The sequence below is a fragment of the Idiomarina aquatica genome (assembly GCF_003987185.1).
Taxonomy (GTDB): Bacteria; Pseudomonadota; Gammaproteobacteria; order Enterobacterales; family Alteromonadaceae; genus Idiomarina; species Idiomarina aquatica.
Window position 1 is genome coordinate 181,625 of record NZ_PIPS01000001.1, and the last position, 25,397, is coordinate 207,021.

26 protein-coding genes are annotated in these 25,397 nt (G+C 53.0%); 9 read left to right on the forward strand and 17 right to left on the reverse strand.

Annotated features, from left to right (window positions below; all coding sequences use genetic code 11):
- Position 1: 1 nt before the first annotated feature.
- Positions 2-1,525 (forward strand): sodium/proline symporter PutP, encoded by a 1,524-nt coding sequence (gene putP, locus CWE23_RS00930; RefSeq protein ID WP_105306227.1) that lies wholly within the window; start codon positions 2-4, stop codon positions 1,523-1,525.
- 96 nt (positions 1,526-1,621) lie between these two features.
- Positions 1,622-3,325, forward strand: a complete 1,704-nt coding sequence (gene ggt, locus CWE23_RS00935; protein WP_105306226.1) for a gamma-glutamyltransferase — start codon at positions 1,622-1,624, stop codon at positions 3,323-3,325.
- On the opposite strand, the gene rssA is transcribed toward ggt, so the two are convergent.
- Positions 3,322-4,296, reverse strand: a complete 975-nt coding sequence (rssA, locus tag CWE23_RS00940; protein WP_105306225.1) for a patatin-like phospholipase RssA — start codon at positions 4,294-4,296, stop codon at positions 3,322-3,324. The two genes, ggt and rssA, sit on opposite strands and share 4 nt — an antisense overlap.
- An 88-nt stretch (positions 4,297-4,384) precedes the next feature.
- Here rssA and CWE23_RS00945 point away from each other — a divergent pair, with 88 nt between their 5' ends.
- Both CWE23_RS00945 and CWE23_RS00950 read left to right on the forward strand, forming a co-directional pair.
- The gene (locus tag CWE23_RS00945) at positions 4,385-5,602 is read left to right on the forward strand and encodes an EAL and HDOD domain-containing protein (RefSeq protein ID WP_126819147.1); all 1,218 of its coding nucleotides are present in this window, start codon (positions 4,385-4,387) and stop codon (positions 5,600-5,602) included.
- A 9-nt stretch (positions 5,603-5,611) separates the two neighbouring features.
- Positions 5,612-6,970 (forward strand): anti-phage deoxyguanosine triphosphatase, encoded by a 1,359-nt coding sequence (locus CWE23_RS00950; RefSeq protein ID WP_126819148.1) that lies wholly within the window; start codon positions 5,612-5,614, stop codon positions 6,968-6,970.
- Between the two features lie 6 nt (positions 6,971-6,976).
- On the opposite strand, the gene recA is transcribed toward CWE23_RS00950, so the two are convergent.
- Both recA and CWE23_RS00960 read right to left on the reverse strand, forming a co-directional pair.
- On the reverse strand, positions 6,977-8,065 hold the full coding sequence (gene recA / locus CWE23_RS00955; protein WP_105306222.1) for a recombinase RecA: 1,089 nt from the start codon (positions 8,063-8,065) through the stop codon (positions 6,977-6,979).
- Positions 8,066-8,133: 68 nt separating this feature from the next.
- Complete coding sequence (locus CWE23_RS00960) at positions 8,134-8,634, reverse strand: CinA family protein (protein WP_105306221.1); 501 nt, start codon at positions 8,632-8,634, stop codon at positions 8,134-8,136.
- Between the two features lie 34 nt (positions 8,635-8,668).
- On the opposite strand from CWE23_RS00960, the gene mutS reads away from it, so the two are divergent.
- Complete coding sequence (gene mutS, locus CWE23_RS00965) at positions 8,669-11,242, forward strand: DNA mismatch repair protein MutS (protein ID WP_126819149.1); 2,574 nt, start codon at positions 8,669-8,671, stop codon at positions 11,240-11,242.
- A gap of 11 nt (positions 11,243-11,253) precedes the next feature.
- Here mutS and rpoS read toward each other — a convergent pair whose 3' ends face one another.
- The 9 genes from rpoS to ftsB all read right to left on the reverse strand — a co-directional run bounded on the left by rpoS (position 11,254) and on the right by ftsB (position 17,831).
- The gene (gene rpoS / locus CWE23_RS00970; RefSeq protein ID WP_126819150.1) at positions 11,254-12,261 is read right to left on the reverse strand and encodes an RNA polymerase sigma factor RpoS; all 1,008 of its coding nucleotides are present in this window, start codon (positions 12,259-12,261) and stop codon (positions 11,254-11,256) included.
- Between the two features lie 82 nt (positions 12,262-12,343).
- Complete coding sequence (locus CWE23_RS00975; protein WP_126819151.1) at positions 12,344-13,270, reverse strand: peptidoglycan DD-metalloendopeptidase family protein; 927 nt, start codon at positions 13,268-13,270, stop codon at positions 12,344-12,346.
- 14 nt (positions 13,271-13,284) lie between these two features.
- The gene (locus tag CWE23_RS00980; RefSeq protein WP_105306217.1) at positions 13,285-13,872 is read right to left on the reverse strand and encodes a YqaA family protein; all 588 of its coding nucleotides are present in this window, start codon (positions 13,870-13,872) and stop codon (positions 13,285-13,287) included.
- Positions 13,869-14,507, reverse strand: coding sequence for a protein-L-isoaspartate(D-aspartate) O-methyltransferase (locus CWE23_RS00985; protein WP_105306216.1), 639 nt, complete (start codon positions 14,505-14,507; stop codon positions 13,869-13,871). The genes CWE23_RS00980 and CWE23_RS00985 overlap by 4 nt, the downstream gene beginning before the upstream one ends.
- The gene (gene surE / locus CWE23_RS00990; RefSeq protein WP_105306215.1) at positions 14,504-15,256 is read right to left on the reverse strand and encodes a 5'/3'-nucleotidase SurE; all 753 of its coding nucleotides are present in this window, start codon (positions 15,254-15,256) and stop codon (positions 14,504-14,506) included. The genes CWE23_RS00985 and surE overlap by 4 nt, the downstream gene beginning before the upstream one ends.
- Positions 15,234-16,298 (reverse strand): tRNA pseudouridine(13) synthase TruD, encoded by a 1,065-nt coding sequence (truD, locus tag CWE23_RS00995; RefSeq protein WP_105306214.1) that lies wholly within the window; start codon positions 16,296-16,298, stop codon positions 15,234-15,236. Before truD ends, surE begins: the two co-directional genes overlap by 23 nt.
- Positions 16,295-16,783 carry a 2-C-methyl-D-erythritol 2,4-cyclodiphosphate synthase gene (ispF, locus tag CWE23_RS01000; protein ID WP_126819152.1) on the reverse strand — a complete coding sequence of 163 codons (489 nt, stop codon included), beginning with the start codon at positions 16,781-16,783 and terminating at the stop codon, positions 16,295-16,297. Before ispF ends, truD begins: the two co-directional genes overlap by 4 nt.
- 32 nt (positions 16,784-16,815) lie before the next feature.
- Positions 16,816-17,511 (reverse strand): 2-C-methyl-D-erythritol 4-phosphate cytidylyltransferase, encoded by a 696-nt coding sequence (gene ispD / locus CWE23_RS01005; RefSeq protein WP_126819153.1) that lies wholly within the window; start codon positions 17,509-17,511, stop codon positions 16,816-16,818.
- A complete protein-coding gene (gene ftsB, locus CWE23_RS01010; RefSeq protein ID WP_105306211.1) occupies positions 17,508-17,831 on the reverse strand; it encodes a cell division protein FtsB in 324 nt (107 codons plus the stop codon). The genes ispD and ftsB overlap by 4 nt, the downstream gene beginning before the upstream one ends.
- Positions 17,832-17,892: 61 nt before the next feature.
- Here ftsB and CWE23_RS01015 point away from each other — a divergent pair, with 61 nt between their 5' ends.
- The 3 genes from CWE23_RS01015 to CWE23_RS01025 are packed head-to-tail and all read left to right on the forward strand — an operon-like array spanning position 17,893 to position 19,926.
- A complete protein-coding gene (locus tag CWE23_RS01015) occupies positions 17,893-18,612 on the forward strand; it encodes a sulfite exporter TauE/SafE family protein (RefSeq protein WP_105307703.1) in 720 nt (239 codons plus the stop codon).
- Between the two features lie 9 nt (positions 18,613-18,621).
- Entirely contained in the window at positions 18,622-18,918 is a 297-nt protein-coding gene (locus CWE23_RS01020) for a hypothetical protein (protein ID WP_126819154.1), read from the forward strand.
- Positions 18,919-18,927: 9 nt separating this feature from the next.
- On the forward strand, positions 18,928-19,926 hold the full coding sequence (locus CWE23_RS01025) for a branched-chain amino acid aminotransferase (RefSeq protein WP_126819155.1): 999 nt from the start codon (positions 18,928-18,930) through the stop codon (positions 19,924-19,926).
- A 17-nt stretch (positions 19,927-19,943) separates the two neighbouring features.
- Here CWE23_RS01025 and CWE23_RS01030 read toward each other — a convergent pair whose 3' ends face one another.
- From CWE23_RS01030 to CWE23_RS01040, 3 genes are all read right to left on the reverse strand, one after another.
- Entirely contained in the window at positions 19,944-20,447 is a 504-nt protein-coding gene (locus CWE23_RS01030) for a GNAT family N-acetyltransferase (RefSeq protein WP_126819156.1), read from the reverse strand.
- Positions 20,434-21,816: a GGDEF domain-containing protein gene (locus CWE23_RS01035; protein WP_126819157.1), complete on the reverse strand. Its 1,383-nt coding sequence runs from the start codon at positions 21,814-21,816 to the stop codon at positions 20,434-20,436. Before CWE23_RS01035 ends, CWE23_RS01030 begins: the two co-directional genes overlap by 14 nt.
- 67 nt (positions 21,817-21,883) lie before the next feature.
- Positions 21,884-22,543: a Fe2+-dependent dioxygenase gene (locus tag CWE23_RS01040; RefSeq protein WP_126819158.1), complete on the reverse strand. Its 660-nt coding sequence runs from the start codon at positions 22,541-22,543 to the stop codon at positions 21,884-21,886.
- A 101-nt stretch (positions 22,544-22,644) separates the two neighbouring features.
- Between CWE23_RS01040 and CWE23_RS01045 the strand changes: the two genes are divergently transcribed.
- Positions 22,645-23,457: a hypothetical protein gene (locus tag CWE23_RS01045; protein WP_105306205.1), complete on the forward strand. Its 813-nt coding sequence runs from the start codon at positions 22,645-22,647 to the stop codon at positions 23,455-23,457.
- 15 nt (positions 23,458-23,472) lie between these two features.
- Here the strand turns inward: CWE23_RS01045 and CWE23_RS01050 are convergent, their stop codons facing one another.
- Both CWE23_RS01050 and eno read right to left on the reverse strand, forming a co-directional pair.
- The gene (locus CWE23_RS01050) at positions 23,473-24,150 is read right to left on the reverse strand and encodes a hypothetical protein (protein WP_105306204.1); all 678 of its coding nucleotides are present in this window, start codon (positions 24,148-24,150) and stop codon (positions 23,473-23,475) included.
- A complete protein-coding gene (eno, locus tag CWE23_RS01055) occupies positions 24,104-25,396 on the reverse strand; it encodes a phosphopyruvate hydratase (protein ID WP_126819160.1) in 1,293 nt (430 codons plus the stop codon). The genes CWE23_RS01050 and eno overlap by 47 nt, the downstream gene beginning before the upstream one ends.
- Position 25,397: the final 1 nt, after the last annotated feature.

A 25,397-nucleotide genomic window follows, 5' to 3' on the forward strand; every position in this document is an offset into this window, starting at 1 on the left:
TGTGGAAACAGGTACTCTGATATCGCTAGCGCTGTATTTTCTTGTGATGCTTGGCATCGGTCTGTATGCCTATAAAAAGGCGACCGATTCGGTATCCGGTTACATGCTGGGTGGCCGCGGCCTTGGTCCTGCAGTGACGGCGCTTTCGGCCGGTGCATCGGATATGAGCGGCTGGATGCTGATGGGCTTACCCGGAGCGATTTATGTTTCTGGTGTGTCACAGTTGTGGATAGCTGTGGGTTTGCTCATTGGTGCGTATCTCAACTACATCATTGTTGCACCGCGCTTGCGGACATACACTGAGGTTGCCAACGATTCCATCACCATTCCGGATTATTTTGCCAACCGCTTTAACGATAAAGGACGCAAACTGCGTATCTTCTCGTCGGTGGTTATCATCATATTCTTTACCCTGTATACGTCAGCCAGTCTGGTGGCCGGGGGTAAGCTGTTTGACAGCTCCTTTGGCATGGATTACACCACCGGCCTTTGGGTCACCGCCGGGGTGGTCTGCGCTTATACCCTGTTCGGGGGTTTCCTGGCGGTCAGCATGACCGACTTTGTGCAGGGCTGCATCATGTTTGTAGCGCTGGTGCTGGTGCCGATTGTCGCCTTCGCCGAACTCGGTGGTTACAGCGACGTGGTCGGCCAGGTTGGCGACATCAATCCGTCCTTCCTGGACTTCTTTAAAGATGGGGCTACCGGTGAAAGCTTAGCTGCACTGGGTATTATCTCATTACTGGCCTGGGGTCTGGGCTATTTTGGCCAGCCGCACATTATCGTCCGTTTTATGGCGATTCGTTCCGTCAGTGACATCAAGAGTGCACGCCGTATCGGTATCAGCTGGATGTTTGTTTCCATTATCGGTGCGATGGCAACCGGTTTCGTGGGTATTGCCTACGTCGCCGAAACGAAAATGACACTGGCCGATGCTGAAACCATCTTTATTATCTTCTCGCAGTTCTTGTTCCACCCGCTGATTGGTGGCTTCTTGCTGGCAGCTATTCTGGCGGCCATCATGAGTACCATCTCGTCGCAATTATTGGTGAGTTCAAGCTCGTTGACGGAAGACTTCTACAAAGCCTTCCTGCGTAAGGACGCCAGCGATAAAGAGCTGGTTGCCGTTGGCCGAATTTCGGTACTGCTGGTTTCACTGGTCGCTATCTGGTTGGCCTGGAACCCGGAAAATACCGTCCTGACGCTGGTATCTAACGCCTGGGCAGGTTTTGGTGCGGCCTTTGGTCCGGTGGTCATTCTGAGCCTGTTCTGGAAGCGCATGAACCGTCACGGTGCCCTTGCCGGTATGATTCTGGGTGCTGCGACCGTGCTGTTCTGGATTTATGGTCCGGAATTTGGCGGCCAGCCATTAAGCGGCTACGTTTATGAAATCGTACCTGGCTTTATCGTGTCGGTACTGGCCATCATCGTGTTCAGTAAACTGACCGAAGAACCGGCACAGGAACTGCAGGATAAATTCGATGAAATGGAAAAAATCATCGATGACCACTACCACACTCAGAAGTAATCGGTAGTAAGCTAAAGCAGTAAAAGCAGGGTCGCTTCGGCGGCCCTTTTTTGTATCTACAGCGTTAGGACAGGTTACCTAAGCGAGGAGATCGTTATGAAGACTACCCTACTTTCTTGTGCGCTCGCGTTGGGCTGCACATTGGCAGCGGATTCGCTACAGGCGGCCGACCGCATTACCGGCCATCATTTTGCCACCCGTTCAGAAGCCATGGCGCCCAATGCGATGGCGGCAACCAGCCAACCGCTGGCAACCCAGGTGGCGCTGGACATCATGCAGCAAGGCGGCAACGCGATTGATGCCGCAATTGCCGCAAACGCGGTGCTGGGGCTGGTTGAACCGACCGGTAACGGCATTGGTGGTGACCTGTTCGCCATTGTTTGGGATGCCGACAGCGAACGCCTTTATGGCTTAAACGCATCCGGTCGCTCGCCACAGTCACTGAGCCGTGACTATTTTATCGACAACGGTTATGACAGCATCCCGGCACGCGGTGTATTGCCCCTTTCAGTACCGGGAGCCGTTGATGGCTGGTTTGAATTGCACGACCGCTTCGGCGCGCTGCCGATGTCGGAGGTGTTAGCGCCGGCGATTGAGTATGCGCGTCAGGGCTTTCCGGTTACTGAGGTGATTGCCTATTATTTTCAACGCAACGGTGAAGTTCTCAAAGACCAGCCCGGCTTTGCTGAGGTCTTTATGAAAGACGGAACCATGCCGCAGAAAGGCGAACGCTTCCGCAACCCGGATCTGGCCAATACCTATCAGATGTTGGCCGAACAAGGTCGTGACGCCTTTTACGAGGGCGAAATCGCTGAAACCATCGGTGACTTTGTGCAGCAACACGGTGGCTTTTTGTCCTATGAGGATTTGGCGGCGCACGAATCAACCTGGGTCGACCCAGTGTCCAGCAGCTACCGTGGCTACGACTTATGGGAGTTACCACCCAACACCCAGGGCATCGCGGCACAGCAAATTTTAAACATTCTGGAAAACTTTGATGTTGCCGAGATGGGGTTTGACAGCCCCGAATACGTCCATCATTTTGTCGAAGCCAAAAAGCTGGCTTTTGAAGATCGTGCCAAATATTACTCGGATCCTGCCTTTAACGAGGTACCGGTTGAGGGCTTATTAGACAAAGGTTACGCCAAACAACGCGCCAAACTGATCGACCCGAACAAGCCCGCCGCAGCGGTTGAACCCGGTAATCCCCCCACCGAAGGCGACACCATCTATCTGACCACCGCCGACAGTGACGGTAATATGGTGTCTTTGATTCAAAGTAATTACCGCGGTATGGGCTCCGGTGTAACCCCTGAAGGTCTGGGTTTTGTACTGCAGAACCGCGGTGAGCTGTTTCATCTGGACCCCAGCCATAATAACGTTTATGAGCCGGGCAAGCGGCCGTTCCATACCATCATTCCGGCGTTTGTCACCAAAGACGGTAAGCCGCTGATGAGTTATGGCGTTATGGGCGGTGCTACGCAGCCGCAGATGCACGCGCAAATCCTCATCAATATCATTGATTTTGGTATGAATTTACAAGAAGCCGGTGACGCACCACGCATTCTGCATACCGGTTCGGGTCAGCCAACCGGCGGCCAAATGACCGACGGCGGCACCGTGCATCTGGAGAATGGTTTTTCGAAACATACCCGTCGTGAACTGATTAAAATGGGCCATACCCTGCAAGAAGCGGTCGGCCCATTCGGCGGTTATCAAGCGATTTGGAAAAACCATCAGCAAGATGTCTATTACGGCGCCTCCGAGAGCCGCAAAGACGGGCACGCGGCGGGTTATTAACCCCGTCGCTCCCGAAACAATTCGATTTCGTCCATAATGAGATCACGCATGCGTAGCGTGGTCTCATAACCGATGTCGATGCCCTCGTTGCCACGATCAAACTCCATAATGCCAATATGGCCCAGCTTGGGCTGCACTAAAATATCGGGCGGATCACCGGCCATACGAGCTTTGGTAATACGCTCCTGCATGATATCAATGGCACTGGACATGACGCTGAACATACCCGGCGGTTTATGCGGGTTGGCTTTAAATCGATCTTTAATATTATCGAAGTAATGCTGACTGCTTGACCAGAAGTTCTCGAAAAAACCCGACTCGTCATGCCGCGCTTTATGCTCTAACTGCTTTTTCTGCGCTTCTTCGGCCTCAGTTTGCGGCGGAATGTTGCGTCCGCGTTGCTCCAGTGCTTTGGAGTTTAACTGCGAGTTGAGGTGCACGGCGATGACAAAATCCGCCCCCAGCGCGCGACACAGTGATACCGGAACCGGGTTAACCAAACCACCGTCAATCAGCCAGCGCCCATCCATCGCACTCGGCGCTAAAATGCCGGGCATCGCGCAGGAAGCCCGTGAGGCATCGTACAAATCACCTTTGCGCAGCCAAATTTCACGTCCGCTGTACAGATCCGTTGCCACGGCACCATAGGTAATGGGCAGATCTTCGATGTTTTTGGCACCAAACTGCTCACGAGCCTCGTTAAACACCTTTTCACCACCGATCAGTCCACCTTGATTGAAACCAAAGTCGAGCAAATTCCAGACTTCCCAGCGCCCCATATTAACCACCCAATCCTCGATTTCGGCCAGCCGACCGGACGCGTACCCAGCGCCTACCAAGGATCCGATTGAGGTTCCGGCAACCATATTAATCCGCACACCCATTTCTTCTAATGCTTTGATCACACCGATATGGGACCAGCCTCTGGCAGCTCCTGAACCGAGCGCCAATGCTACTTTGACTTCTGACATGTAAACTCTTCCTAATTCCCTGCTAACAACGTACACTGAGTTGCCTCATTTGTAGCATAAAACAACTCACACGGATAAGGAAAACTCGGTGATTTTTTATATAGCGCGGCAACCCATCTTTGACCGTCGTAGAGGCCTGTTTGCCTACGAGCTGTTGTTTCGAGATGGCTTTGAGAATGCGTTCCCGGACATTGACTCCGATGAAGCCACGGAACGGCTGGTTGAGAGCAGCGAACTGAGTACCGGCATTGAAGCATTAACCGGTCAGAATAGAGCGTTCATTAATTTCACGGAACAATCGATCTGCAACCAACTACCTCAACTGCTACCCAAGCAAAACACGGTGGTTGAGCTGCTGGAAACGGTAGCCCCAACCGACGACGTTTTTCAGTCGGTAACGTCATTGAAGGATAAGGGCTACACAGTAGCGCTTGATGATTTTGAATTTGATGATCGCTGGCAGCGTTTTTTGCCGCTGATCGACATCGTCAAAATGGACTTCCGCGCACTGTCGATAGCGCAGATTAAACAGCAAATGCGCGCACACCGCGGCTTTACAGGACGTTATCTGGCGGAAAAAGTAGAAACCTACGATGAATTTAAGCAAGCACTCGAGCTCGGCTTTGATTACTTTCAGGGCTACTTTTTTGCTAAACCGGAAGTCATCCAACGCCGTTCTTTATCGGCGTCACAAAAAGTCTATCTGGAGCTGCTGGATAAAATATCCGCCGACGACTATAACCCCGACGAAATCGCCCAAATTATTGAGCGTGACACCGGCGTTTCCTACAAGTTGCTGCGTTTTGTGAATTCCGCGTTTTTTGCCCGTCGCTCGGAAATAACCTCATTAAAACAAGCCGTCGTGCGCCTGGGACAGGCCGAAATACGCAAGTTTGTTGCGTTAATATCAACCGCCTCACTGGGCGAGAGTAAACCCAACGAGTTAACGCAGTTATCAATAACCCGCGCGCGTTTTTGTGAACAACTGGCGCAGATGAATCCACGCTATGGTGCCGACCCCGGTACAGCTTTCCTGTCAGGGTTGCTCTCTAAGCTTGATGCGATGATGGACGATGAGTTGAGCCAAATTTTAACGCACATTCATGCCGGCACCACCATTCGCGACGCGTTGATTGATAAAAAAGGCGCGATTGGTTTTTTTCTGATTACCGCTGAAGCGATCGAGCGCGTCCATTGGAAGAAAATTGATCAGGCCGCCAAACAGCTCAAACTGTCCAGTGATACGGTGATCAAACTGTACCACGACGCCTCAAGTTGGGCGCGGGCCGCGAGCGGAAGTGCTTAAGGAGGTACTATGCAGCACTCGGATATCTGGCAACAACGTATGCAAGCATCAACACCGGCGGATCGTTCCGGTGATACCCGTACGCCCTATCAGAAAGACAAAGCCCGGGTGTTACATTCCGCCGCATTTCGACGGCTGCAGGCAAAAACTCAGGTGATGTACATTGGTATGCACGACTTTCCGCGTACCCGCCTAACTCATTCGCTCGAAGCCAGCCAAATTGGCGGTGGCCTGGTGGTTCATTTTCAGCAACACCAGACCGAACTTGCAGAGTCTCTGCAACTGTCTGAATCGCTGATCGAATCCTTGTGTCTGGCGCACGATATTGGTCATCCGCCATACGGTCATGGCGGTGAAATTGCGCTCAATTACATGATGCGACATCACGGCGGCTTCGAGGGCAATGGTCAAACCTTTCGTATCGTCACCCAGTTAGAGACCTACACGGCCGACGCCGGAATGAATTTATGCCGCCGCACACTGCTCGGACTGTTGAAGTATCCGGTTACCATGCATCAGGCAAGACGCAAACGACTGCCAAAGGACATCAGTGATTTCCGTCATTTACCAACCCGCGACTGGCTGCCGGCGAAAGCGCTGTATGATGACGACAGCGATGCGTTAAAGTGGGTACTTTCCGCACTGTGTGATCGTGATATCGAGCGCTTACAGCAGTTTTCACAGCAGCCAAGTGAACATCAACATGGCCGCAGTCAATACAAAAGCGTTGATGCGTCGATCATGGAGCTCGCCGATGACATCGCCTATGGCGTGCATGATCTGGAAGACGCCATTGTGGTCGGTTTAATCCAGCGCGATCGCTGGATGGCTGAAATGTATGAGTTGTTGCAACAGCTGGAGTCGGAATTACCTGAGTTTAATGCGGCTGAGCTGACCGATTTGCTGTTCTCAGCACAGCATTATCAGCGCAAACGCGCCATCGGCGATTTGGTTAACCGTTTGGTGACCTCAGCGACCCTACAACCCTACCCAGTCACATTTGACGATCCTATTCTGCAATACCAAGCGTTACTGGGTCCGACAGAACACAAGCTGTTACAGGCGCTAAAAGAATTCATCTTTAAATTTGTTATTCGCAAACCCGAAATGCAAATTCAGGAATTCAAAGGGCAACAGGTGGTGATGGAAATTTTTGACGCACTCGCGGTCGATCCGGAGCGTTTATTACCCGAAAACACCAAACAACGTTATCAGTTGGAAAAACAGCGTCTCGAGCAGGGACTCAAGGGCAACCCCTATCGGGTTATTGCGGATTATCTGGCAGGAATGACCGATGCTTACGCGGCGAGACTTCATCAGGAAATGTTCTCTGTGAACTCACCGCCGCGCATGACATCGAGGTTTTAATAACGCCTAGGTCAATGACAGATCGTCATCGGCCTCGGCTTTATCGCTGGCCTTGCTGGCTTTAGCAGCCGCTTCAGCTTCTCGATCTTCCTTGGTTTTCTTTACGGGTTTAGTCAACAACAGTTCCCGTAAACGTCCTTCCAGCTCGTTCGCGATAGCCGGGTTTTCCTGCAGGAACTTCATTGAGTTCGCTTTACCCTGACCAATCTTATCGCCATTGTAACTGTACCAAGCGCCCGCTTTATCGACCATCTTGTGTTTAACACCTAAGTCGATGAGCTCGCCTTCTTTGGAGATGCCGCGACCGTATAGGATCTGGAAGTTTGCTTCTTTAAATGGCGGCGCTACTTTGTTTTTCACCACTTTCACGCGAGTTTCGTTACCCACCACTTCGTCGCCCTCTTTCAGAGCACCGGTACGACGAATATCAAGACGTACTGACGAGTAGAATTTCAACGCATTACCACCGGTTGTGGTTTCCGGGTTACCGAACATCACACCAATCTTCATCCGGATTTGGTTAATGAAGATGCACAGGCTGTTCGACTTTTTGATGTTAGAGGTCAATTTACGTAACGCTTGTGACATCAAACGCGCCTGCAGACCCACGTGGCTGTCACCCATCTCGCCTTCAATTTCAGCTTTTGGCGTAAGCGCGGCAACCGAGTCGACGATAACCACATCAACGGCACCAGAACGCACCAACATGTCACAGATTTCCAGTGCCTGCTCGCCCGTATCCGGCTGCGACACCAACAGGTCATCAACCTGAACGCCAAGCGCTTCCGCGTAAATCGGATCCAATGCGTGCTCAGCATCAACGAACGCACAGGTTTTTCCGGCTTTCTGAGCTTCTGCGATAACTTGCAGTGTCAGCGTGGTTTTACCGCTCGATTCCGGTCCGTAAATTTCAACGACACGTCCAAATGGCAGACCACCGATGCCGAGGGCGACATCAAGCCCTAACGAGCCGGTTGACACTGAGGCAATGTCCATGGTCTGGTTATCACCCAGACGCATAATGGATCCTTTACCAAACTGTCGTTCAATTTGTCCAAGTGCTGCATCTAGTGCTTTTGAACGATCGTTGCTCATGCTATGCTCCAACTATTAATTACTGGTTTTATGAACAGTATACTGTATGTTTTTACAGTATCAAGTTATTACGATAATTTTTTTAGTAAGCGATTCAAAACCGTTGCTATGGTCTGTATCCGCACCGCTTCGCGGTCTCCTTCGAAAACCTGCGAGAAGCTCTCGGTCTGCTGGCCACAGGCAATGGCCATCCACACCAGACCCACCGGTTTTTCCGCACTGCCACCCTCCGGTCCGGCAATACCACTGACGGCAACCGCCCAATCCGCTGAGGCGGCCTGACAAGCTCCTCGTGCCATCGCTTCAACACAAGGTTGCGATACCGCACCAAATTCCGTCAGTGTGGTTTCGGGTACCTGCAACCACTGCTGTTTGAGTGCGTTAGTATAGGTGATTAAGCCACCATTAAACCATGCAGAGCTTCCCGCCACTTCCGTAATGACGTATCCTATACCTCCGCCGGTACAGGACTCTGCGGTTGCCAGCGTTTGCTGGCGGGCGGTCAACTGTTGACCAACCGTTGCCGCCAGCGACACCAGTTGCGCCCAGTTTTGTCGGCTTGTTACCATAATTTTCGGATCCTAATAAAAAGATAACTAAAGTATGCCAGCGTCCGCTATTTCTGAACAGTCGATCCAATCACATACACCCATGATGCAGCAATACCTGCGCATAAAAGCAGAACATGCTGACATGTTGTTGTTCTATCGGATGGGTGATTTTTACGAGCTTTTCTTTGATGACGCCAAACGCGCCGCCGAATTGCTTGATATTTCGCTGACCAAACGCGGCGTCAGTAATGGTGAGCCGATCCCGATGGCCGGTGTGCCCTACCATGCCGCCGAAAACTACCTCGCGCGACTGGTCAATAAGGGCGAATCCGTTGCCATTTGCGAACAGATTGGGGATCCGGCCACCAGTAAAGGCCCGGTTGAGCGTAAAGTGGTACGGATCCTGACGCCGGGCACCATTACCGACGAATCCTTGCTGAATGAGCGCCAGCAAAATCTTCTCACCGCCGTCAATCCGTTGGCAAACGGCTATGCCATTGCGGTACTGGAATTGAGCAGCGGCCGCTTCTGGCTTACTGAAGCCCACTCGTACGAGCAGTTAACGGCCGAACTGCAACGGCTGCAGCCGGCCGAACTGCTGTACCCGGAAGGTTTTGATATTGCCGGGCTCCCCTTGGCCAAAACCCGCAGTTGCCGCCGCGCGGTTTGGGAATTTGACGTTGAAACGGCGCAGGGTTTGCTGACCCGCCAATTTAATACCCAGCACCTGCAGGGCTTTGGCTTACAGGATAAACACCCCAGCATCAGCGCTGCCGGAGCGGTACTACACTACGTACAAGAGACGCAGCGAGCGGCGTTACCGCATATTCAGGCGCTGCTGCGCGAACCGCCGAACGATGCCATTATTTTAGATGCTGCCACACGACGTAATCTGGAACTGCAACAAAGTTTATCCAGCGCCGATACGCATTTGAGTGCGGTACTCGACGAAACCGTGTCGGCAATGGGCAGTCGTAACTTTCAACGTTGGCTACAACGCCCCATCCGCGAACAACAGACCTTAGAGGCTCGTTATGACGCGGTCGAAGAGTTGTGCGAACAAGAGCGTTACCTCGAGTTGCATCAACAACTGAAGCAGTTTGCCGATATCGAGCGTATTGTGGCGCGGATTGGCTTGCGCAGCGCGCGGCCCAAGGATTTCGCTCGTCTGCGTGACAGTCTGGCGTTGATCCCGGCGTTGAAGCTACTGTGTCAAACAGCGGCGCTGACGCGCTATGACAAGGTGATACAACCATTTGCTGAATTGCAGCAACGGCTCACTCGCGCAGTCATTGAAAACCCACCGATGCTGATCCGTGATGGCGGCGTCATTGCCAGCGGCTATGATAGCGAACTGGACGAGTTACGCGAACTGGCTACCGGCGCGTCCGACTATTTACAACAGCTTGAAACCCGTGAACGTGAGCGTACCGGCATTGCTACACTTAAAGTCGGTTACAATAAAGTTCACGGTTACTTTATCGAAGTATCGCGCAACGCGTCCGGGGATATCCCCGCTGATTACCAGCGTCGACAAACGCTGAAAAACACCGAACGCTACATTATTCCCGAACTGAAACAGCACGAGGAAAAAGTACTGACGGCACAGGCTCGCAGCCTGGCGCGCGAGAAATGGCTTTATGACCAGCTGTTTGAGCACTGCCTGCCCTTTGTCAACGAACTGCAACGCACAGCCGCCGCGCTGGCCGAACTGGACACCCTTGCGGCCTTTGCCAAATTGGCCATGCAACAAGGCTACTGCCGGCCACAACTGGTCAGCGACAACAACCGGCTGCAGTTGCAACAGGCTCGCCACCCGGTGATCGAACGGCTCAGTGACGAACCCTTCATAGCGAACGACATTGTACTGAGTCCCGAGCGCAAAATGTTGATGATAACCGGCCCCAACATGGGGGGTAAATCCACGTATATGCGACAGGCCGCGTTGATCGTTATTCTTGCTCATATGGGCTGTTATGTGCCCGCCGAAGCCGCGGTGATCGGTCAGTTCGATCGCATCTTTACCCGCATTGGTGCGGCCGATGATATTGCGTCAGGACGCTCAACCTTTATGGTCGAAATGACCGAAACGGCAAATATTCTGCATAACGCTACCGCGCAAAGTCTGGTGTTAATGGATGAGATTGGCCGTGGCACTTCTACCTATGATGGCTTGTCGCTGGCCTGGGCCGTGGCTGAACAACTGGCGCGCAATATCGGTTGTCTAACGCTGTTTGCAACGCATTATTTTGAACTCACCGAGTTGGCAGAACAGCTGCCCGGAACCGTAAATGTGCACGTCGAAGCACAACAACACCAGGATCATATCGTGTTCCTGCACCGTGTCGCTGAAGGCGCCGCCAGTCAGAGTTTCGGTTTGCAGGTCGCAAAACTGGCCGGTGTACCGGGTCATGTCATCAGCGCCGCCAAACGTAAATTAAGGACGCTGGAGCAAGAGTCAAGCGCACAACAAAGCTTACCGCTTGAGCCTCAGCCAGCAGCGCCACAAACGCCGGAACCGCAAGCAACGGCGTTGCTGGAGAAGTTACAGGGCGTTGACGTTAATGAACTGAGCCCGAAACAGGCATTGGATTTGCTGTTTGAATGGAAAAAGGCGCTCGATTGAGCGCCTTTTTATCAGTTCGAGGTAAACAGGGAGTCCAGTGTTAATCCCCGTTGTTTGAGAAAGTCCCTCAGCTTGCGTAACGCCTCCACCTGAATTTGCCGCACCCGTTCACGGGTTAACCCAATTTCATGGCCGACATCCTCCAGTGTTGAGGGTTCATAACCGAGCAGGCCGAACCGCCGTGCCAACACTTCTTTTTGCTTCGGACTCAGAGCTTCCAACCATTCCGTAATGCGCTCCTTGAGATCGCCGTCCTGCAAAATACCCTCAGGGCCGCCATCATTTTCATCGGCAAGCAGATCCAACAGTGCTTTATCACCATCCCCGCCCATCGGCATATCTACCGAAGCAATGCGCTCATTGAGGCGCAGCATTTTGTTGATGTCACCAACCGGCTTATTAAGGCTACGGGCAATATCTTCGGCGGTTGGCTCATGATCCAGTTTGTGGGCTAATTCCCGCGCTGCACGCAAATACACATTCAACTCTTTAACCACGTGTATCGGCAGGCGGATGGTGCGGGTTTGGTTCATGATGGCGCGCTCGATGGTCTGTCGTATCCACCAGGTCGCGTAAGTTGAGAAGCGAAAGCCGCGTTCGGGATCAAACTTTTCGACCGCACGAATCAGTCCCAAATTGCCTTCTTCGATCAAGTCTAAAAGCGCCAAACCGCGATTGTTATAGCGGCGAGCGATTTTAACCACCAGTCTCAGGTTGCTTTCAATCATTCGCCGTCGTGCGGCTTTATCGCCTTTTAACGCACGCCGCGAATAGAACACCTCGTCTTCGGCCGTCAACAGCGGCGAAAAACCAATTTCTCCCAAATACATTTGGGTAGCGTCCATTTTACGCTGGTACTGAGTATTCGATGACAGCGCTTCTTCTAAGGCAGCTTCTTCATCTTCAGCAATACGGGACGCATTCAGCGCCTCGGGTTGCGGTTCCTCGATGTCATCATCCTCAACAAAATCTTCACTGACTTCGTCATTTTCGTCCAACTCTGCCTTGGTCCTGCTCATAACAACTTCCCCTTGTCTAACCCTTCGTGACAAACGACACGCTGACATCCCTATCCGTTGCTTTTCATCCTCCTCGCCCTCACTAGCGGGATTTAGGCAAATAATGCCGTGGATTAACTGACTTGCCGCGATAGCGAACTTCAAAATGCAGCTTCACCCGCTGCGTTCCTGAATCGCCCATTTCGGCAATGGTTTCACCCACATCTACCCAATCTTGCTCTTGCACAAGAATCTTGTCGTTGTGCGCGTAAGCAGTAATAAAATCATCGTTATGTTTCAAAATGATTAACTGCCCAAAACCTCTTAACGCGCTGCCGACATAAACGACTTTCCCGGCAGCCGCCGCACGCACTGGGTCGCCCCTGTTACCGGCAAAATCGAGGCCCTTATTACCCCGTTCCGATAACGAAAAATCTTCAATGACTGCCCCCGCCGCCGGCCATCGCCACTGAATGTCTTTGTTGGCGACTGTCACCGAGCGACGTGGCTCAACCGTCTTCACGCGTTTCTGAACCGTTCGCTCAGACGCCTGGCTTTTCGGTTTAGTTGTTGGTTTTACAACCTTTTTCTTGCTGTCTACTTTTTGACCATACTCCTTCTGTGCAGACTTAGCAACGGGTCGCTTTATATCTTTTTTTGAGTCTCGGACAGTATTATTATTCGCTTTCGTTTGAGCAACCGATTTTGGCGGACGTTGACGTGCGAGATTGCCGGATAAACGCAACGTCTGGCCGGGGTAAATCGTGTAAGGCTCATCCAGTTGATTGAGTCTGGCCAGTTCGTTGACATCACGATTGGCACGGAAGGCGATAGAATAGAGGGTTTCACCGGCTTGTACCTGATAGGTATCGGCGGTCAATGAATTGGGTTCGAAGTCGCGAAAGGTTTTACCGGTATATAAGGTTTCCACCGGCGCCGGGGAACTGCGCCCCGAGCAGCCAGCGATGAGCAACAGGCCAATGGCTGCAGCCGCTGATAATACCAGTCTGGCAGGCAGTTGCTCTTTCATTGCTGTGTGCGCCCTTAACTCATCCCTTGGTAAACAACATAACCCAGGATAGCCAGCACCACAACACTCCAACCAATGCGGTCAACGTAAAGACGCAGTTTTACCGCCATTGCCGGGCCACCGGTTTTCAGCAGCCAGGCAACCAGATAAAAACGCAGCCCGCGACTGACTGCCGACGCCAGCACGAAAGGTAAAAATGCCATTTGCATAACCCCGGCTGTTACGGTAAATAATTTGTACGGAATGGGTGAGAAGCCGGCAATAAAGACGATCCAGATCCCATAAGTCGTAAACCACTCGGTTACCGTGGCCAGCTTGTCCTGATAACCAAGCGTTTCAACCAATGGCACCACGGCGACATCATAGGCCCAGTAGCCGAGCAAATAACCCAGTATGCCGCCGGCAACCGAGCTTACCGTCGTCAGTGCGGCCAACCGCCAGGCGCGCTGGGGCTGAGTCATTGCCATCGGCGCTAGCATGACATCAGGCGGGATCGGGAAAATAACCGATTCGGTAAAACTGAGTAACGCCAACAGCCAGTCTGCTTTCGGGTGTTGCGTCCAGCGAAGCACCCGATCATACAACGCAGAAAAAAGTTTCAAAGAAGATCCCCTTTAACCAATGGCACAAATCGAACATCACCAATCCGTTGTTGTTCAATGGTGTCGCCAAACCGACGCAGCACCGTTAACGTCTGCTGCTTATCACCCACAGGAATGATCATCACCCCGCCGTCGGCCAATTGTTCTACCAGCGCTTGCGGCACTTCGGTTGCGGCGGCGGTGACGATAATACCGTCGAACGGCGCTTTACTGCGCCAACCTTCCCAACCGTCACCATGGCGCATCGAGACGTTATGCAAGTCCAGACTACGCAACCGGCGTTTGGCCTGATACTGCAACTGCGCGATTCGCTCGACGCTGTAGACGTGATCCACCAGGCGCGCCAGAATTGCGGTCTGATAACCGGAGCCAGTGCCAATTTCGAGTACTTTTTTGCAATCGTGCTGCATCAGCAATTGGGTCATGGTTGCCACCATCAGCGGCTGCGAGATGGTCTGCCCGTTGCCGATGGGCAACGCGGTGTTTTCGTAGGCTTTGTGCGCTAGGCTCTCCGGCATAAACAACTGCCGCGGCGTGGTTTCGATGACGTCCAGTACCTGCTGGTTCGTGATACCCGCCTGCCGTAAAATACTGATCAAACGCCGAGCCGGACCTGAAGATGTAAATGCTGTCATGATTGATCGGATAACCAGTCGTTCAAGGTGTCCTGATGACGTTTTGCGGTCATATCCAGACTTAATGGTGTAATCGAAACATAACCTTCGCGCACCGCATAAAAGTCGGTATCCGGCGCATCATCGGCGTGATGGCCAATCGGCCCGTACCAGAAGATTTCACGGCCGAACGGATCGCGGTCATGCACCATGGTTTCAGCGCGATGACGGCGTCCCAGCCGCGTCACCCGCGTCCCTTTTAACTGGTCAAAGGTGGTGTACGGCACATTAATATTCAGCACCGTGTCCAGTCGCAACGGTTTGGATTCCATCGCCTGTACAATATCAGCGACCACCCGGGCGGCGGTATCATAGTAGTCGTGCCCTTTACCGCCCATCGACACCGCAATCGCCGGCAACCCTTTAAAGCGACCTTCCATGGCGGCCGCAACCGTACCGGAATACATCACATCATCCCCCATGTTGGGGCTGTCATTGATGCCGGAAACCACTAGATCCACTTCGTCAGCAAAGGGTGAGTTGGTGCCTAAATGGACACAATCTGTTGGCGTACCGTTTAACGAGTAAAAGCCGTTATCGAGGCGTTGCAGGCGCAACGGGTTATGCAGGGTCAGCGAGTTAGAGGCACCACTGCAGTTGCGATCCGGGGCAATCACACGAACATCTGCAACTTCTTTTAGCGCACGGTAAAGCGCATGAATTCCCGGTGCGTGGACACCATCGTCATTACTCAACAGAATTTTCATCATTTTCAGTCACCGCTAAATCAATGAGTTCATTAATACAGGTTGTCGCAAAGCTGCCGGTCGGTAAGGCAAAGTCTATGGTTGCATCATCCCCTTGCCAGTGCAATTGGGGCGCCTGCAGAAACAGTCGCAACGGCCGTCGTGATGCTTTTAGACGGACTTTGGCAAAATCGTCCAACCATTGCTGATACGGCGCCAGCCACTGCTGCTCAGCAGCGGCAGCCGCGCCCTCAACTTTACCGGGACCGTCTTCGCCGGGCATCGCACAGGTTAATTGCACGTCACCCTGCGCCAACCGGCTCAGCAATTCATCGTCCCAGTTATCGGCAATAAAGACCGACTGCGAGCCCTGTAACATGACACAGTCACCGTCCAACGGCTTAAATTCATGTGTCTGCCAGCGCGCTGCAGCCAGTTGGTTGAATAAATACGAGCGCAACGCGGACAGCCACAGACTGCGCTTATTGCGGGCAATTTTGCGCGGTGATTCAGCGCTTAGCCAACGGCGCCCTTCGTGCAGGTTATTGCCGTCAAAACCAAAACGCTGAGCGCCGAAATAATTCAGCGTACCCTGTTCGCACAGGTGCTGCCAATTGCGTTCAAACAACGCCTTGTCGGCAACATCACGCAGACGAATGGTAAAGCGGTTGGCTTTGTGGAAGCCCAGTTTCAACTTTTTGCTGCGTTGAATCACGCGCTCCACCTCGACGCCGTCGAGCGCAAGATCGCTCCAGTTGAGCAGCGCTTTGCCCGGCAATTGTACCGAGAACCACTGCCAGGTAACGGCTTTGCGGTCCTTCAGCCCGGAATAACTGACCTGGCGCGGGTGAACGTTGGCAAACTTTGCCAGTTGCTCCGCAACAAAACGGGTGTTGGCGTCGGTTTTTTTGATCCACAGCCATTGATGTTCACCCTCACCCTCGTCGTCCACCGCCAGCTCTTCACGTACCTGGAAGTCTTCGGCGGTGTGCTTAAAGCGAGCGCTGGTCCGCTGCGCGTTCAGGGTTGGCCACTGCAGTTGAAGGTTTTCAAGTGACGCGCTCATGATGCGGTTCCTGCGTACAACAACGCAACGCAGTGGCAGGCAATGCCTTCCTCGCGGCCAACAAATCCCAGTTTTTCGGTGGTGGTGGCCTTAACATTAACGGCATTTTCAGCCACCTGCAGACCCTGCGCGATGCGGGTCCGCATGGCAGTAATGTGCGGGGCCATTTTTGGCGCTTGTGCAACGATGGTGACATCGACATTGCCGACCTTAAAGCCCTGTTGCTGTGCCAGTTTTACCGCGTGCTGCAGCAATACCATGCTGTCGGCACCGGCAAACTGCGGGTCAGTATCCGGAAAATGTTGACCAATATCACCGAGCGCCACTGCGCCTAACACCGCATCGGTAATTGCGTGCAGCACCACATCGCCGTCAGAATGCGCTTGCAGACCGGTAGTATGAGGTACCTTAATACCTCCGAGTAGCAGCGGTTTATCTGCGCCCCACTTATGTACGTCGTAACCGTGTCCTACTCGAAACTGCATAAGGTCAAAACTCCTTCTCTTGGTTGCTCGGTTTATCGGCCTGGCGGTGCCAGTATTGCGGTCACCAGTTCCAGATCTTCGGGGTGGGTGACTTTGATGTTTTTTAACGAACCCATTACCAGGCGCGGATGATAACCCAAATAGGCCATCGCTGATGCTTCATCGGTCAGTTGCGGGTGTTCAACCCCCATTTCACTGATGGCGTCGGCCAGCAGTGCCGCGGTAAATACCTGCGGCGTCTGCGCCTGCCATAGGTGTTCACGGCTGACACTGGTGCTGATCATGTCACTGTCCGGTTCGCTGCGTTTTAATGAATCTCGTACCGGCATGGCAACGATAGCGCCGTTATCGCCGCTGAGCGCCGCATCGATGACGGCGCTCAGTACCGCTGCAGGAAGCCCCGGCCGAGCCGCGTCGTGGACCACGACATGGGTGTAACCCTGAGTGATGGCGTGCAATACGCCAGAAAGCACCGACTCAGCGCGCGTTACGCCTCCGGCGACAAACGAAATGTTGGGTAAGCTCTTGGCGACCGCCTGTTCATTTTGCTCGTCGCTGGCAATGAAAACGTGTTCGACACGGGGGTCACGCAGCACCGCATCGACGCTGTGCTGTAATAGAGTTTTGCCGTGTACGACAAGAAATTGTTTCGGGGTTGCAGACTGCATCCGGCGTCCGCGCCCGGCGGCCGGGATAACTGCAGCAATGCTTGCCACCTTATTGGTCATGGCTGGGTCGCTCCTGCCCTATCCTTACTGGCTAACGACTTAGGTACGCGGCTGGGAATGATCCGGAAAAACACTTCGTCCTTTTTGATCATACCCAGTTCGTTGCGCGCGCGTTCCTCGAGCGCATCCTCGCCTTCGCGAAGATCCTCGATATCAGCGTACAGCACTTGATTGCGGCGCTTTAGGCTGTCATTGGTTGCTTGCTGGTTTTTAACCTCTTGTTGCAAACGCCAGTAGTCAGGAAGACTGTTTTTTCCAAACCATAAACGGTATTGTAGCGCCAGCAAAACGGTTAAAAGCAGCAATATCACCACACGCATGCGTTGCTCCGTTATTATTATCCTTCGTATTATGAATACTTATCGACGGTGTGAAAAGGCTATGGAATACATTTTTGCCGGATTGGTTCTTTTTTTTGCAACAACCTTACAAGGAATCAGTGGTTTCGGCTCGGGATTAGTCGCTGTGCCAATACTGGCATTATGGTTTCCACTGACGCTGTTGACCCCCAGCTTGTCCGTTATCAACATTTTCGTCGCCGCCGTCATTTACTGGAAAAACCGCCACGCAGCGCGTCCCGGACAGTGGCGCTGGTTAATTGGCGCCGGCGTGATGGCCTCGCTGGTGGCCGGCAGCTTACTGGTGAGCATTAACGAGCAATGGCTGAAACTGGCGCTCGGTGTCATCATCATTGCGGTCGCGCTGATCCTGGCCAGCGGCCGCCAGTTACCCACCGCCGAACACACCGCCGGTTACCTCACCATCGGCACCAGCTCTGGTATTTTAAACGGTCTGATGACCCTTGGCGGTCCGCCGATTGTGCTGTTTCTTGCTAACGCGCGGTTGCCAAAAACGCAGTTTCGCGCCACCCTCAGTTTATTCTTTCTCGCCATTGCGCTGGCGAACGTGATTAATTTTAGCCGTCAGGGACTCTACAGCGATACGCATTTTTACCTTATCGTGGCGCTGTTGCCTTGCGCTATCCTTGGCGCGGCGCTGGGGCAACGCTTGCAACATTACGTTTCCGAATTCCGTTTTCGCCAGTTAACCATTGGCTTAATGTTGCTGTCAGGTATCATAGTCAGCCTTCAAAGTCTGTAGGAGCCCTTTATGATACCCGCTGAGTTACTTGTGGTTGCGCTGTGCCTGGTAATGATCCTGGTGTCTTATCTGCATGTGTACCCGAAAGTTGCCGGCAGCAATTTCAACAAATTAGCCGCCTATGATCTGATCGCTGCAGGTATTGCGTTATTTATCGTCGGCTACAAATACTGGGACACGGGTTTTCCCTTTTATTTACTCGGACTGTCACTGAACTGGTTCTGGTATACCCTAATTGTCTACATTGTACTGGAGACGCCGGTGGCACTTTGGTACATCAAAAAACATAATATTCGATTTAAATGAGGAAGCACCATGGCGGCATTCGGTACCGTTTTTATGCCCAAGATGAGTCTGGCAGAGTATAAAGACCAGCGTTGGGATTATCAGCAGCTGGTCAACTCAGATTCACTTAATTTACACCCCGGCGCCCACGTTCTGCACTACGCCAGTACTTGTTTTGAAGGCTTAAAGGCGTTTCGTCACGATGACGGCAGCGTACACATTTTTCGCATGGACAAGAACATTGCGCGGATGGCACAAAGCAGTCGTCTGCTGGCACTACCGCCAATTGATGTCACCTTACTGCGACAGATGATCATTGATGTGGTCACGGCCTTTAACGATCAGGTGCCGGCACCGCCGGGATCGATGTACATACGCCCCACCCACATCGGCACCGAACCGGCTATTGGTAAAGCCGCTCACCCGACCAACCAATCCTTACTTTACGTGCTGTTGTCGCCGGTTGGCGATTACTTCTCCGGCGGTATTAAGCCACTGAAGCTGTTGGTGGAAGACCAGGGTTCCCGTTGTGCGGCGCACATGGGCATGATTAAAAGTGGTGGCAACTACGCCAGCGCCTTGGGCCCGATTTTGCAGGCTCGTGAGGCATTTGCTGCGGATCAGGTACTGTTCTGCCCCAACGGTGACGTGCAGGAAACCGGTGCCGCTAACTTTATTCTCATTGACGGTGACGAGATCATTACCAAAGACCTCGACAGTAGCTTTTTACACGGCGTTACCCGTGATTCGATCTTAACCCTTGCCCGCGACCGCGGCATGACCGTCAGCGAACGTCCGCTGAGTGTGGAGGAACTGATCGAACGGGCGCAGAAGCCACAAACCGAGGCGGCCTTGTCAGGCACGGCGGCGGTACTGACCCCGGTCGGTTCACTGGTTTATCAAGGACGCACCATTAACGTCGGTAATGGCCAGGGCGGCCCGATAACAGAACAGTTACGCAACGCGTTGAATGCTATCCAGTGGGGACAAGCTGAGGATACCCACGGTTGGCTTACTCGGATTGACTGAGCACGATGGCAGCGCGCTCAGTTCAACACGATACGATAACGTTTGATGGACTGTGTCTCCCCCGGAGGCACAACGTCGCCGTCGTCGCTAAAACCGAGTTTGTAAAGTAACCCGGCTGAGGCACGGTTGTCCGGATTACAAATGGCCAGCACTTCACGGTGTTGATGTTGTCTGGCCCATTCCAACACCGCACGATTTGCTTCATAGGCATAGCCCTGGCCGGTATATTCCGGCAGCAACGCATAACCAATATCAGCCAGCGGCAAATAGTCGCGCTTGAGTAAGCCCGCCATGCCGATCGGCTGATGGCTTTCCCGCAGACTGACTTTCCACAACCCAAAACCGTGCTGACGATAACTGGCCAGCGGCCCATCACGCAAATAGCTACAGGCACCGGCGCGGTCTCTAACCCCTTTATCCGCAATGTTCTCGATAAAGCTGGGCTGATTCAGCAAATTCACCAAGAAGTCTGCATCGGCATTGGACAACGGTTCAATCAACAGGCGTTCAGTGGTTATCATATTCCATTCCCTCACCGCGGTGTTTTACCACCGACGCTTTATGCTTGTCATCATACATGGCTTTATCGGCAAGGTTTAATAATTCATCAACACTCGCACCGTCGTTGGGATAGTGTGCGATGCCGATACTGGCAACAATATAAAATTGCTGCTCGTGGTGGTGAAACGGATTGGCCAGCAACTGTTGCTGAACTTTACGCTCAAGCACATCAGCGGTTTCAGCGGCAGCGGGCATCACTATAACAAATTCATCACCGCCGACGCGGGCTACGGTGTCCCCTTCGCGACACACCTGTTTTAAGGTTTTCGCCACGTGCAACAAAAACGCGTCACCGACCTGATGACCGTAGGTGTCATTAATGGATTTAAACTTATTTAAATCGATAAATAAGAGGGCGAACTGCGCATTCCGCGCTTTGATCAACTGCTGCATACGGTCAACCAGCAACCGTCGATTCGGCAGTCCTGTTAACACATCGGTCAGTGCGGTACTGCGCACCTGACGATAACTGCGAATCAATAACCACAACAGCCCCGCCACAAGCAACAGCAACGGATAGCCCACCAGGCGCGCCAGTTGTTGCTGCCAGAGGCTGATGGTGGCCGTTTCGGCGCGTTTCGCGTACAACGACCACTGGGTACCGTGAAACTGCACCTCGATACTCGCCTCATGGCCGGTGACCGTGCCTTCGTTACCATAGAAGCGCGAATCAAGCACCGGTGGTGTATCCGAGTGCGTTAACGCAAACGCAAGCTGTTGCCCGCCCACTTCGCTGATCGTATTGTGTAATAGCCGGCTGAGGTTAAGCATCAGCCGCAGTTCACCCCAATAGTGGCCACGATAAAGATAAAAGCTGGAGTAAATCGGCGCACGGACACTGAGACCCAGAAAACCGTCAGGCTGATAGCTGGGGGTACCAATGCGGGCTCGGTTTAAACCAATCGCGATGTCAGCCCGACGCGCCCAGTTATCACTTTGTTCAAAGGGGGTATCGGCGGTCATGGTCAGCAACGGATAGATAAACGCATCACCATCCCGGCTGTTCACTCTGATCTGTTCGATTTCACTAAAGCGCCGCAGCGTTTCAGCACTCACCAGCCGTGCTTCGCGCACGTCCGGATTGGGGTTGACGGAAAAGTAAGTACCGAGCGATAAACCGGCCTGAATCGTGCGACTTAACGACTGCTCGAGTTTGGATCGCACCGCCGTCAGACGATTGACGGTTTGTTGATACTGTTGTTGCTGCTGACGCTCGAGCGCTAACGCCTGGATGAATTCAACCAGCACCACGCCACCCAACACCAACAGGACGATCAGGACTTGGGCGCGCTTAAGCATTCCGCGTTTAAAAGAAGATTTTTCGGGCATTTCAGTTTGTTACGGTTTCGAGTTTACAACGGCGCACAGTCTAACGGGTGTGACCCGATTTGGCGAATTAATCGTCGAGCCATCGCCGCAACAGGTTTTGGTAGCTTTTGCTGAGGCGAAAGAACTGTTCACTGTGACCATTGGCCTGATGCTCAGCTTTTACCGCGGCTTGCAGATCAAACAAAATTTCGCGCTGCTGCGGGTCTCGCACCAGACTTTGCACCCAACCCACCATGGCCAGCCGTTCGCCGGCCGTAACCGGTTCAACCTGATGTAAAAAATGACTGGGGTAGATCAACACGTCGCCGGCGTCCAGTCGCCAACTGCGCTGTCCGGAACTGTCGTCGATGGTGAGCGCGCCACCCTCATAGTCCGCCAATGATGTCAGCCCCAGCGTAAACGAGATGTCAGTACGAATGCCGGCCATCAAGGCGTCATCCATGTGCATACCGTAAAACTCGCCTTGCTGATAGCGGTTGATCATTACCCGCGCAAATTGCTTGGGTCGCAGTGCCGCTTCCACACCGGCGGCGCTGCGGAACCGTTTCAGCAACAATTCCAGTACCGCATCCGCGGCCTTGCCGGAACCCAATTGTTGATTTTGCTTCAGTGGTTTTGCCGCCCAACCGGCGGTTAATTTACCGTCCGTAAAGGTCAGCGTTGCCAGCTTGTCGCGAACGGCCTGTAAGGTGTCGGAATCAATCACCTGTTGAAGATGCAGAATCATGGCGCCTCAATTAATTTTTGCGAATAGTTCTCATTTTTGACATTATAATGGCACTGTTTGGTTAAGACTACCTTGATTAAGAACAATGAAGGATTCGCACTATGTTTGAAAAACGCAAAGTATGGGTTGGTGTTGGTTCAGCCCTCGCCAGCAGCCTGGTTGTCGCCTCAGCGTCGGCCGATCAACCGGCGTCGGTCTACCCCGCTACCGCGATGGTTGCGCCAGGCCCGATGATGGAAGGTGAAGGCGGCGAAGGTGAAGGCGAAGGTGCCGTCAGCGTTAACCTGGCGGAGAACGACGCACAATTTCTGGCTCAGTTGGGCCTCATCCGTGGGCACCTGTGGGTCGGCATGACCTTGTACGAGCAAGGCCATATCGAGATGGCGAAAACACACATGAAACATCCCGGCGACGAACTTTACGCGGGGCTGGTCAGTGCGTTTGAAGCACGCGGTTTGCCGGGGTTTGCTGACGAATTGCAAGCCTTAGCCGATGCGGTAAATAACGATAACAGCCGTGCCGTGGTTGAGAATGCCTATAGCGCCTTGAAACAGGCGATCAGCGTTAACGAACCGGTGGCTGAGATGACTGCCGGCGATGTGTTGAAAAGCATCTCCAGTATGCTCATTACCGCCGCGGACGAATACGCCATTGGTATCAATGAGGGCAAGGTCGTGAATGTTCACGAATACCAGGACGCGTATGGTTTCCAACAAATTGCGCTGGCACGGCTGGAGGCAATTTCAGCGGCCGAACAACAACGTGGCGAAGCCGCAATCGCTGAAACCCGCCGCATCATTGAAGGGCTGACCGCCTTGTGGCCAACCACCACCCCCGAAGGTACGGTTGAAGGCGATGCCAGCCGCATTTATGGCGCCGCATCACGCATCGAACTGGAAGCGAACAGCATTTAATGAACGGGTAAAGGATTACCTTGCTATCGAAAGTGCGGCCTGAAACTTTTTCCAGTCGAGGGTCGCCACCAACAATAACTCGCGCAGCGTCAACGTGCGCGGGTTGATGCGGCCTCGATGATTCCATTGATGGCCACAGCAGGCAGCGGTCATAATGCGCTTATTGGGCTTGAGCAACTGCTCGGTGCCCGTTTCACCCTCACCACTAAAGGTAAACCAACCGCGGTAATTAAGGTGCAGTCGATTGTAGGTATGATCAACACGGTCGATGCTGTCGAGGAATATCGTTTTCAGCTCTGGCGTCTGGTAGCGCACCGGTACCACCAACCCCAATGAGGCGTGTTTTTCGAACCACTGGTGCTGTGCTTTTGCGGTACCGCTGGATTGTGGGCATTGGCTCGCCTGTGGCCCCTGCCAACTGGCGTTTTGTACATCCAGACTTAACGGTGATTCCGAGGCCGCACGCAGACATCCATGCGCCGCTCGTTGAATGTAGAAAGGCAGGCTGGCCAGTCGCCGCTGCAACGCGGCAACCGAAATATCTTCTGCGTGAGCCAGCTGATTCAGCTCACGTTCATACAAAGCAGAGCACAGCTCGGCGAAATCGCCGTGCTGTGCAATAGGCTGAAAAATATCAGCCTGTTGGTTACCCAGCGTTGACTTCCTGTCGTCCGCGGTAAGGCGCTTTGCCATTCAACTCGCCCTCGATACGTAGCAATTGATTGTACTTGGCCACGCGATCGGAGCGGCACAACGAGCCGGTTTTAATTTGTCCGGCCGCAGTACCCACCGCTAAATCAGCAATGGTCGCATCTTCGGTTTCACCTGAGCGGTGCGAGATAACCGCTGTGTAACCGGCGTCACGTGCCATTTTGATCGCTGCCAAGGTCTCCGACAGACTACCAATCTGATTAAACTTAATCAAAATGGAATTTGCAATCGACTTATCGATGCCCTCTTTGAGGATACGCGTGTTGGTAACGAACAGGTCATCACCGACCAACTGAACTTTATCGCCCAGCCTCTCGGTCAGTACTTTCCAGCCGTCCCAGTCGCTTTCATCAAGGCCGTCTTCGATCGAAATGATCGGGTAACGATCACACAACTCAGCCAGGTAGTCGGCAAAACCGGCCGCGTCAAAGGACTTGCCCTCGCCCGCTAACACATACTGACCGTCTTTGTAGAATTCCGATGCGGCACAGTCAAGCGCCAGGGTAATGTCTTTACCCATTTGGTAACCGGCTTTTTCAACCGCTTCGACGATAACCTGTAGCGCTTCTTCGTTCGATGCCAGGTTCGGTGCAAAGCCACCTTCATCACCAACAGCGGTGCTTAAGCCGCGTTGCTGCAACACTTTTTTCAGGGCATGGAAGACTTCAGCACCAATGCGCAGTCCTTCTTTGAAGCTTTCAGCACCGACCGGTTGAATCATAAACTCCTGAATATCAACGTTGTTGTCGGCGTGTTCACCGCCGTTGAGGATATTCATCATCGGCAACGGCATGCTGTATTGACCGGCCGTGTTATTCAGGTTAGCGATGTGCTCATACAGGGCAATCCCCTGGCTTGCTGCAGCCGCTTTCGCCACCGCCAGTGATACCGCCAGAATCGCGTTGGCACCCAGTTTTTCTTTGTTTTCGGTACCGTCCAGGCGCAACATAATGTCGTCAATCGCCTGTTGGTTATCGGCATCTTTGCCGTTCAGTGCTTCAGCAATGGCACCATTAATGTTATTGACGGCTTTCTCAACGCCCTTACCCAGGTAACGTGATTGGTCGCCGTCACGCAGCTCTAACGCTTCGCGTGAGCCGGTTGAGGCACCACTGGGTGCCGCTGCCCGACCCATATGGCCGGATTCCAGATAAACGTCTGCTTCAACGGTTGGGTTACCCCGGGAGTCCATGATTTCACGGGCAACAATACGCGTAATCTTGCTCATT

Coding starts and splice junctions, on each gene's coding strand:
- ggt (WP_105306226.1), top strand. CDS start 1,622: ATGAAGACTACCCTACTTTCTTGTGCGCTCGCGTTGGGCTGCACATTG.
- rssA (WP_105306225.1), bottom strand. CDS start 4,296: ATGTCAGAAGTCAAAGTAGCATTGGCGCTCGGTTCAGGAGCTGCCAGA.
- CWE23_RS00950 (WP_126819148.1), top strand. CDS start 5,612: ATGCAGCACTCGGATATCTGGCAACAACGTATGCAAGCATCAACACCG.
- recA (WP_105306222.1), bottom strand. CDS start 8,065: ATGAGCAACGATCGTTCAAAAGCACTAGATGCAGCACTTGGACAAATT.
- CWE23_RS00960 (WP_105306221.1), bottom strand. CDS start 8,634: ATGGTAACAAGCCGACAAAACTGGGCGCAACTGGTGTCGCTGGCGGCA.
- mutS (WP_126819149.1), top strand. CDS start 8,669: ATGCCAGCGTCCGCTATTTCTGAACAGTCGATCCAATCACATACACCC.
- rpoS (WP_126819150.1), bottom strand. CDS start 12,261: ATGAGCAGGACCAAGGCAGAGTTGGACGAAAATGACGAAGTCAGTGAA.
- CWE23_RS00975 (WP_126819151.1), bottom strand. CDS start 13,270: ATGAAAGAGCAACTGCCTGCCAGACTGGTATTATCAGCGGCTGCAGCC.
- CWE23_RS00985 (WP_105306216.1), bottom strand. CDS start 14,507: ATGACAGCATTTACATCTTCAGGTCCGGCTCGGCGTTTGATCAGTATT.
- surE (WP_105306215.1), bottom strand. CDS start 15,256: ATGATGAAAATTCTGTTGAGTAATGACGATGGTGTCCACGCACCGGGA.
- truD (WP_105306214.1), bottom strand. CDS start 16,298: ATGAGCGCGTCACTTGAAAACCTTCAACTGCAGTGGCCAACCCTGAAC.
- ispF (WP_126819152.1), bottom strand. CDS start 16,783: ATGCAGTTTCGAGTAGGACACGGTTACGACGTACATAAGTGGGGCGCA.
- ispD (WP_126819153.1), bottom strand. CDS start 17,511: ATGACCAATAAGGTGGCAAGCATTGCTGCAGTTATCCCGGCCGCCGGG.
- ftsB (WP_105306211.1), bottom strand. CDS start 17,831: ATGCGTGTGGTGATATTGCTGCTTTTAACCGTTTTGCTGGCGCTACAA.
- CWE23_RS01015 (WP_105307703.1), top strand. CDS start 17,893: ATGGAATACATTTTTGCCGGATTGGTTCTTTTTTTTGCAACAACCTTA.
- CWE23_RS01020 (WP_126819154.1), top strand. CDS start 18,622: ATGATACCCGCTGAGTTACTTGTGGTTGCGCTGTGCCTGGTAATGATC.
- CWE23_RS01025 (WP_126819155.1), top strand. CDS start 18,928: ATGGCGGCATTCGGTACCGTTTTTATGCCCAAGATGAGTCTGGCAGAG.
- CWE23_RS01030 (WP_126819156.1), bottom strand. CDS start 20,447: ATGATAACCACTGAACGCCTGTTGATTGAACCGTTGTCCAATGCCGAT.
- CWE23_RS01035 (WP_126819157.1), bottom strand. CDS start 21,816: ATGCCCGAAAAATCTTCTTTTAAACGCGGAATGCTTAAGCGCGCCCAA.
- CWE23_RS01040 (WP_126819158.1), bottom strand. CDS start 22,543: ATGATTCTGCATCTTCAACAGGTGATTGATTCCGACACCTTACAGGCC.
- CWE23_RS01045 (WP_105306205.1), top strand. CDS start 22,645: ATGTTTGAAAAACGCAAAGTATGGGTTGGTGTTGGTTCAGCCCTCGCC.
- CWE23_RS01050 (WP_105306204.1), bottom strand. CDS start 24,150: ATGGCAAAGCGCCTTACCGCGGACGACAGGAAGTCAACGCTGGGTAAC.
- eno (WP_126819160.1), bottom strand. CDS start 25,396: ATGAGCAAGATTACGCGTATTGTTGCCCGTGAAATCATGGACTCCCGG.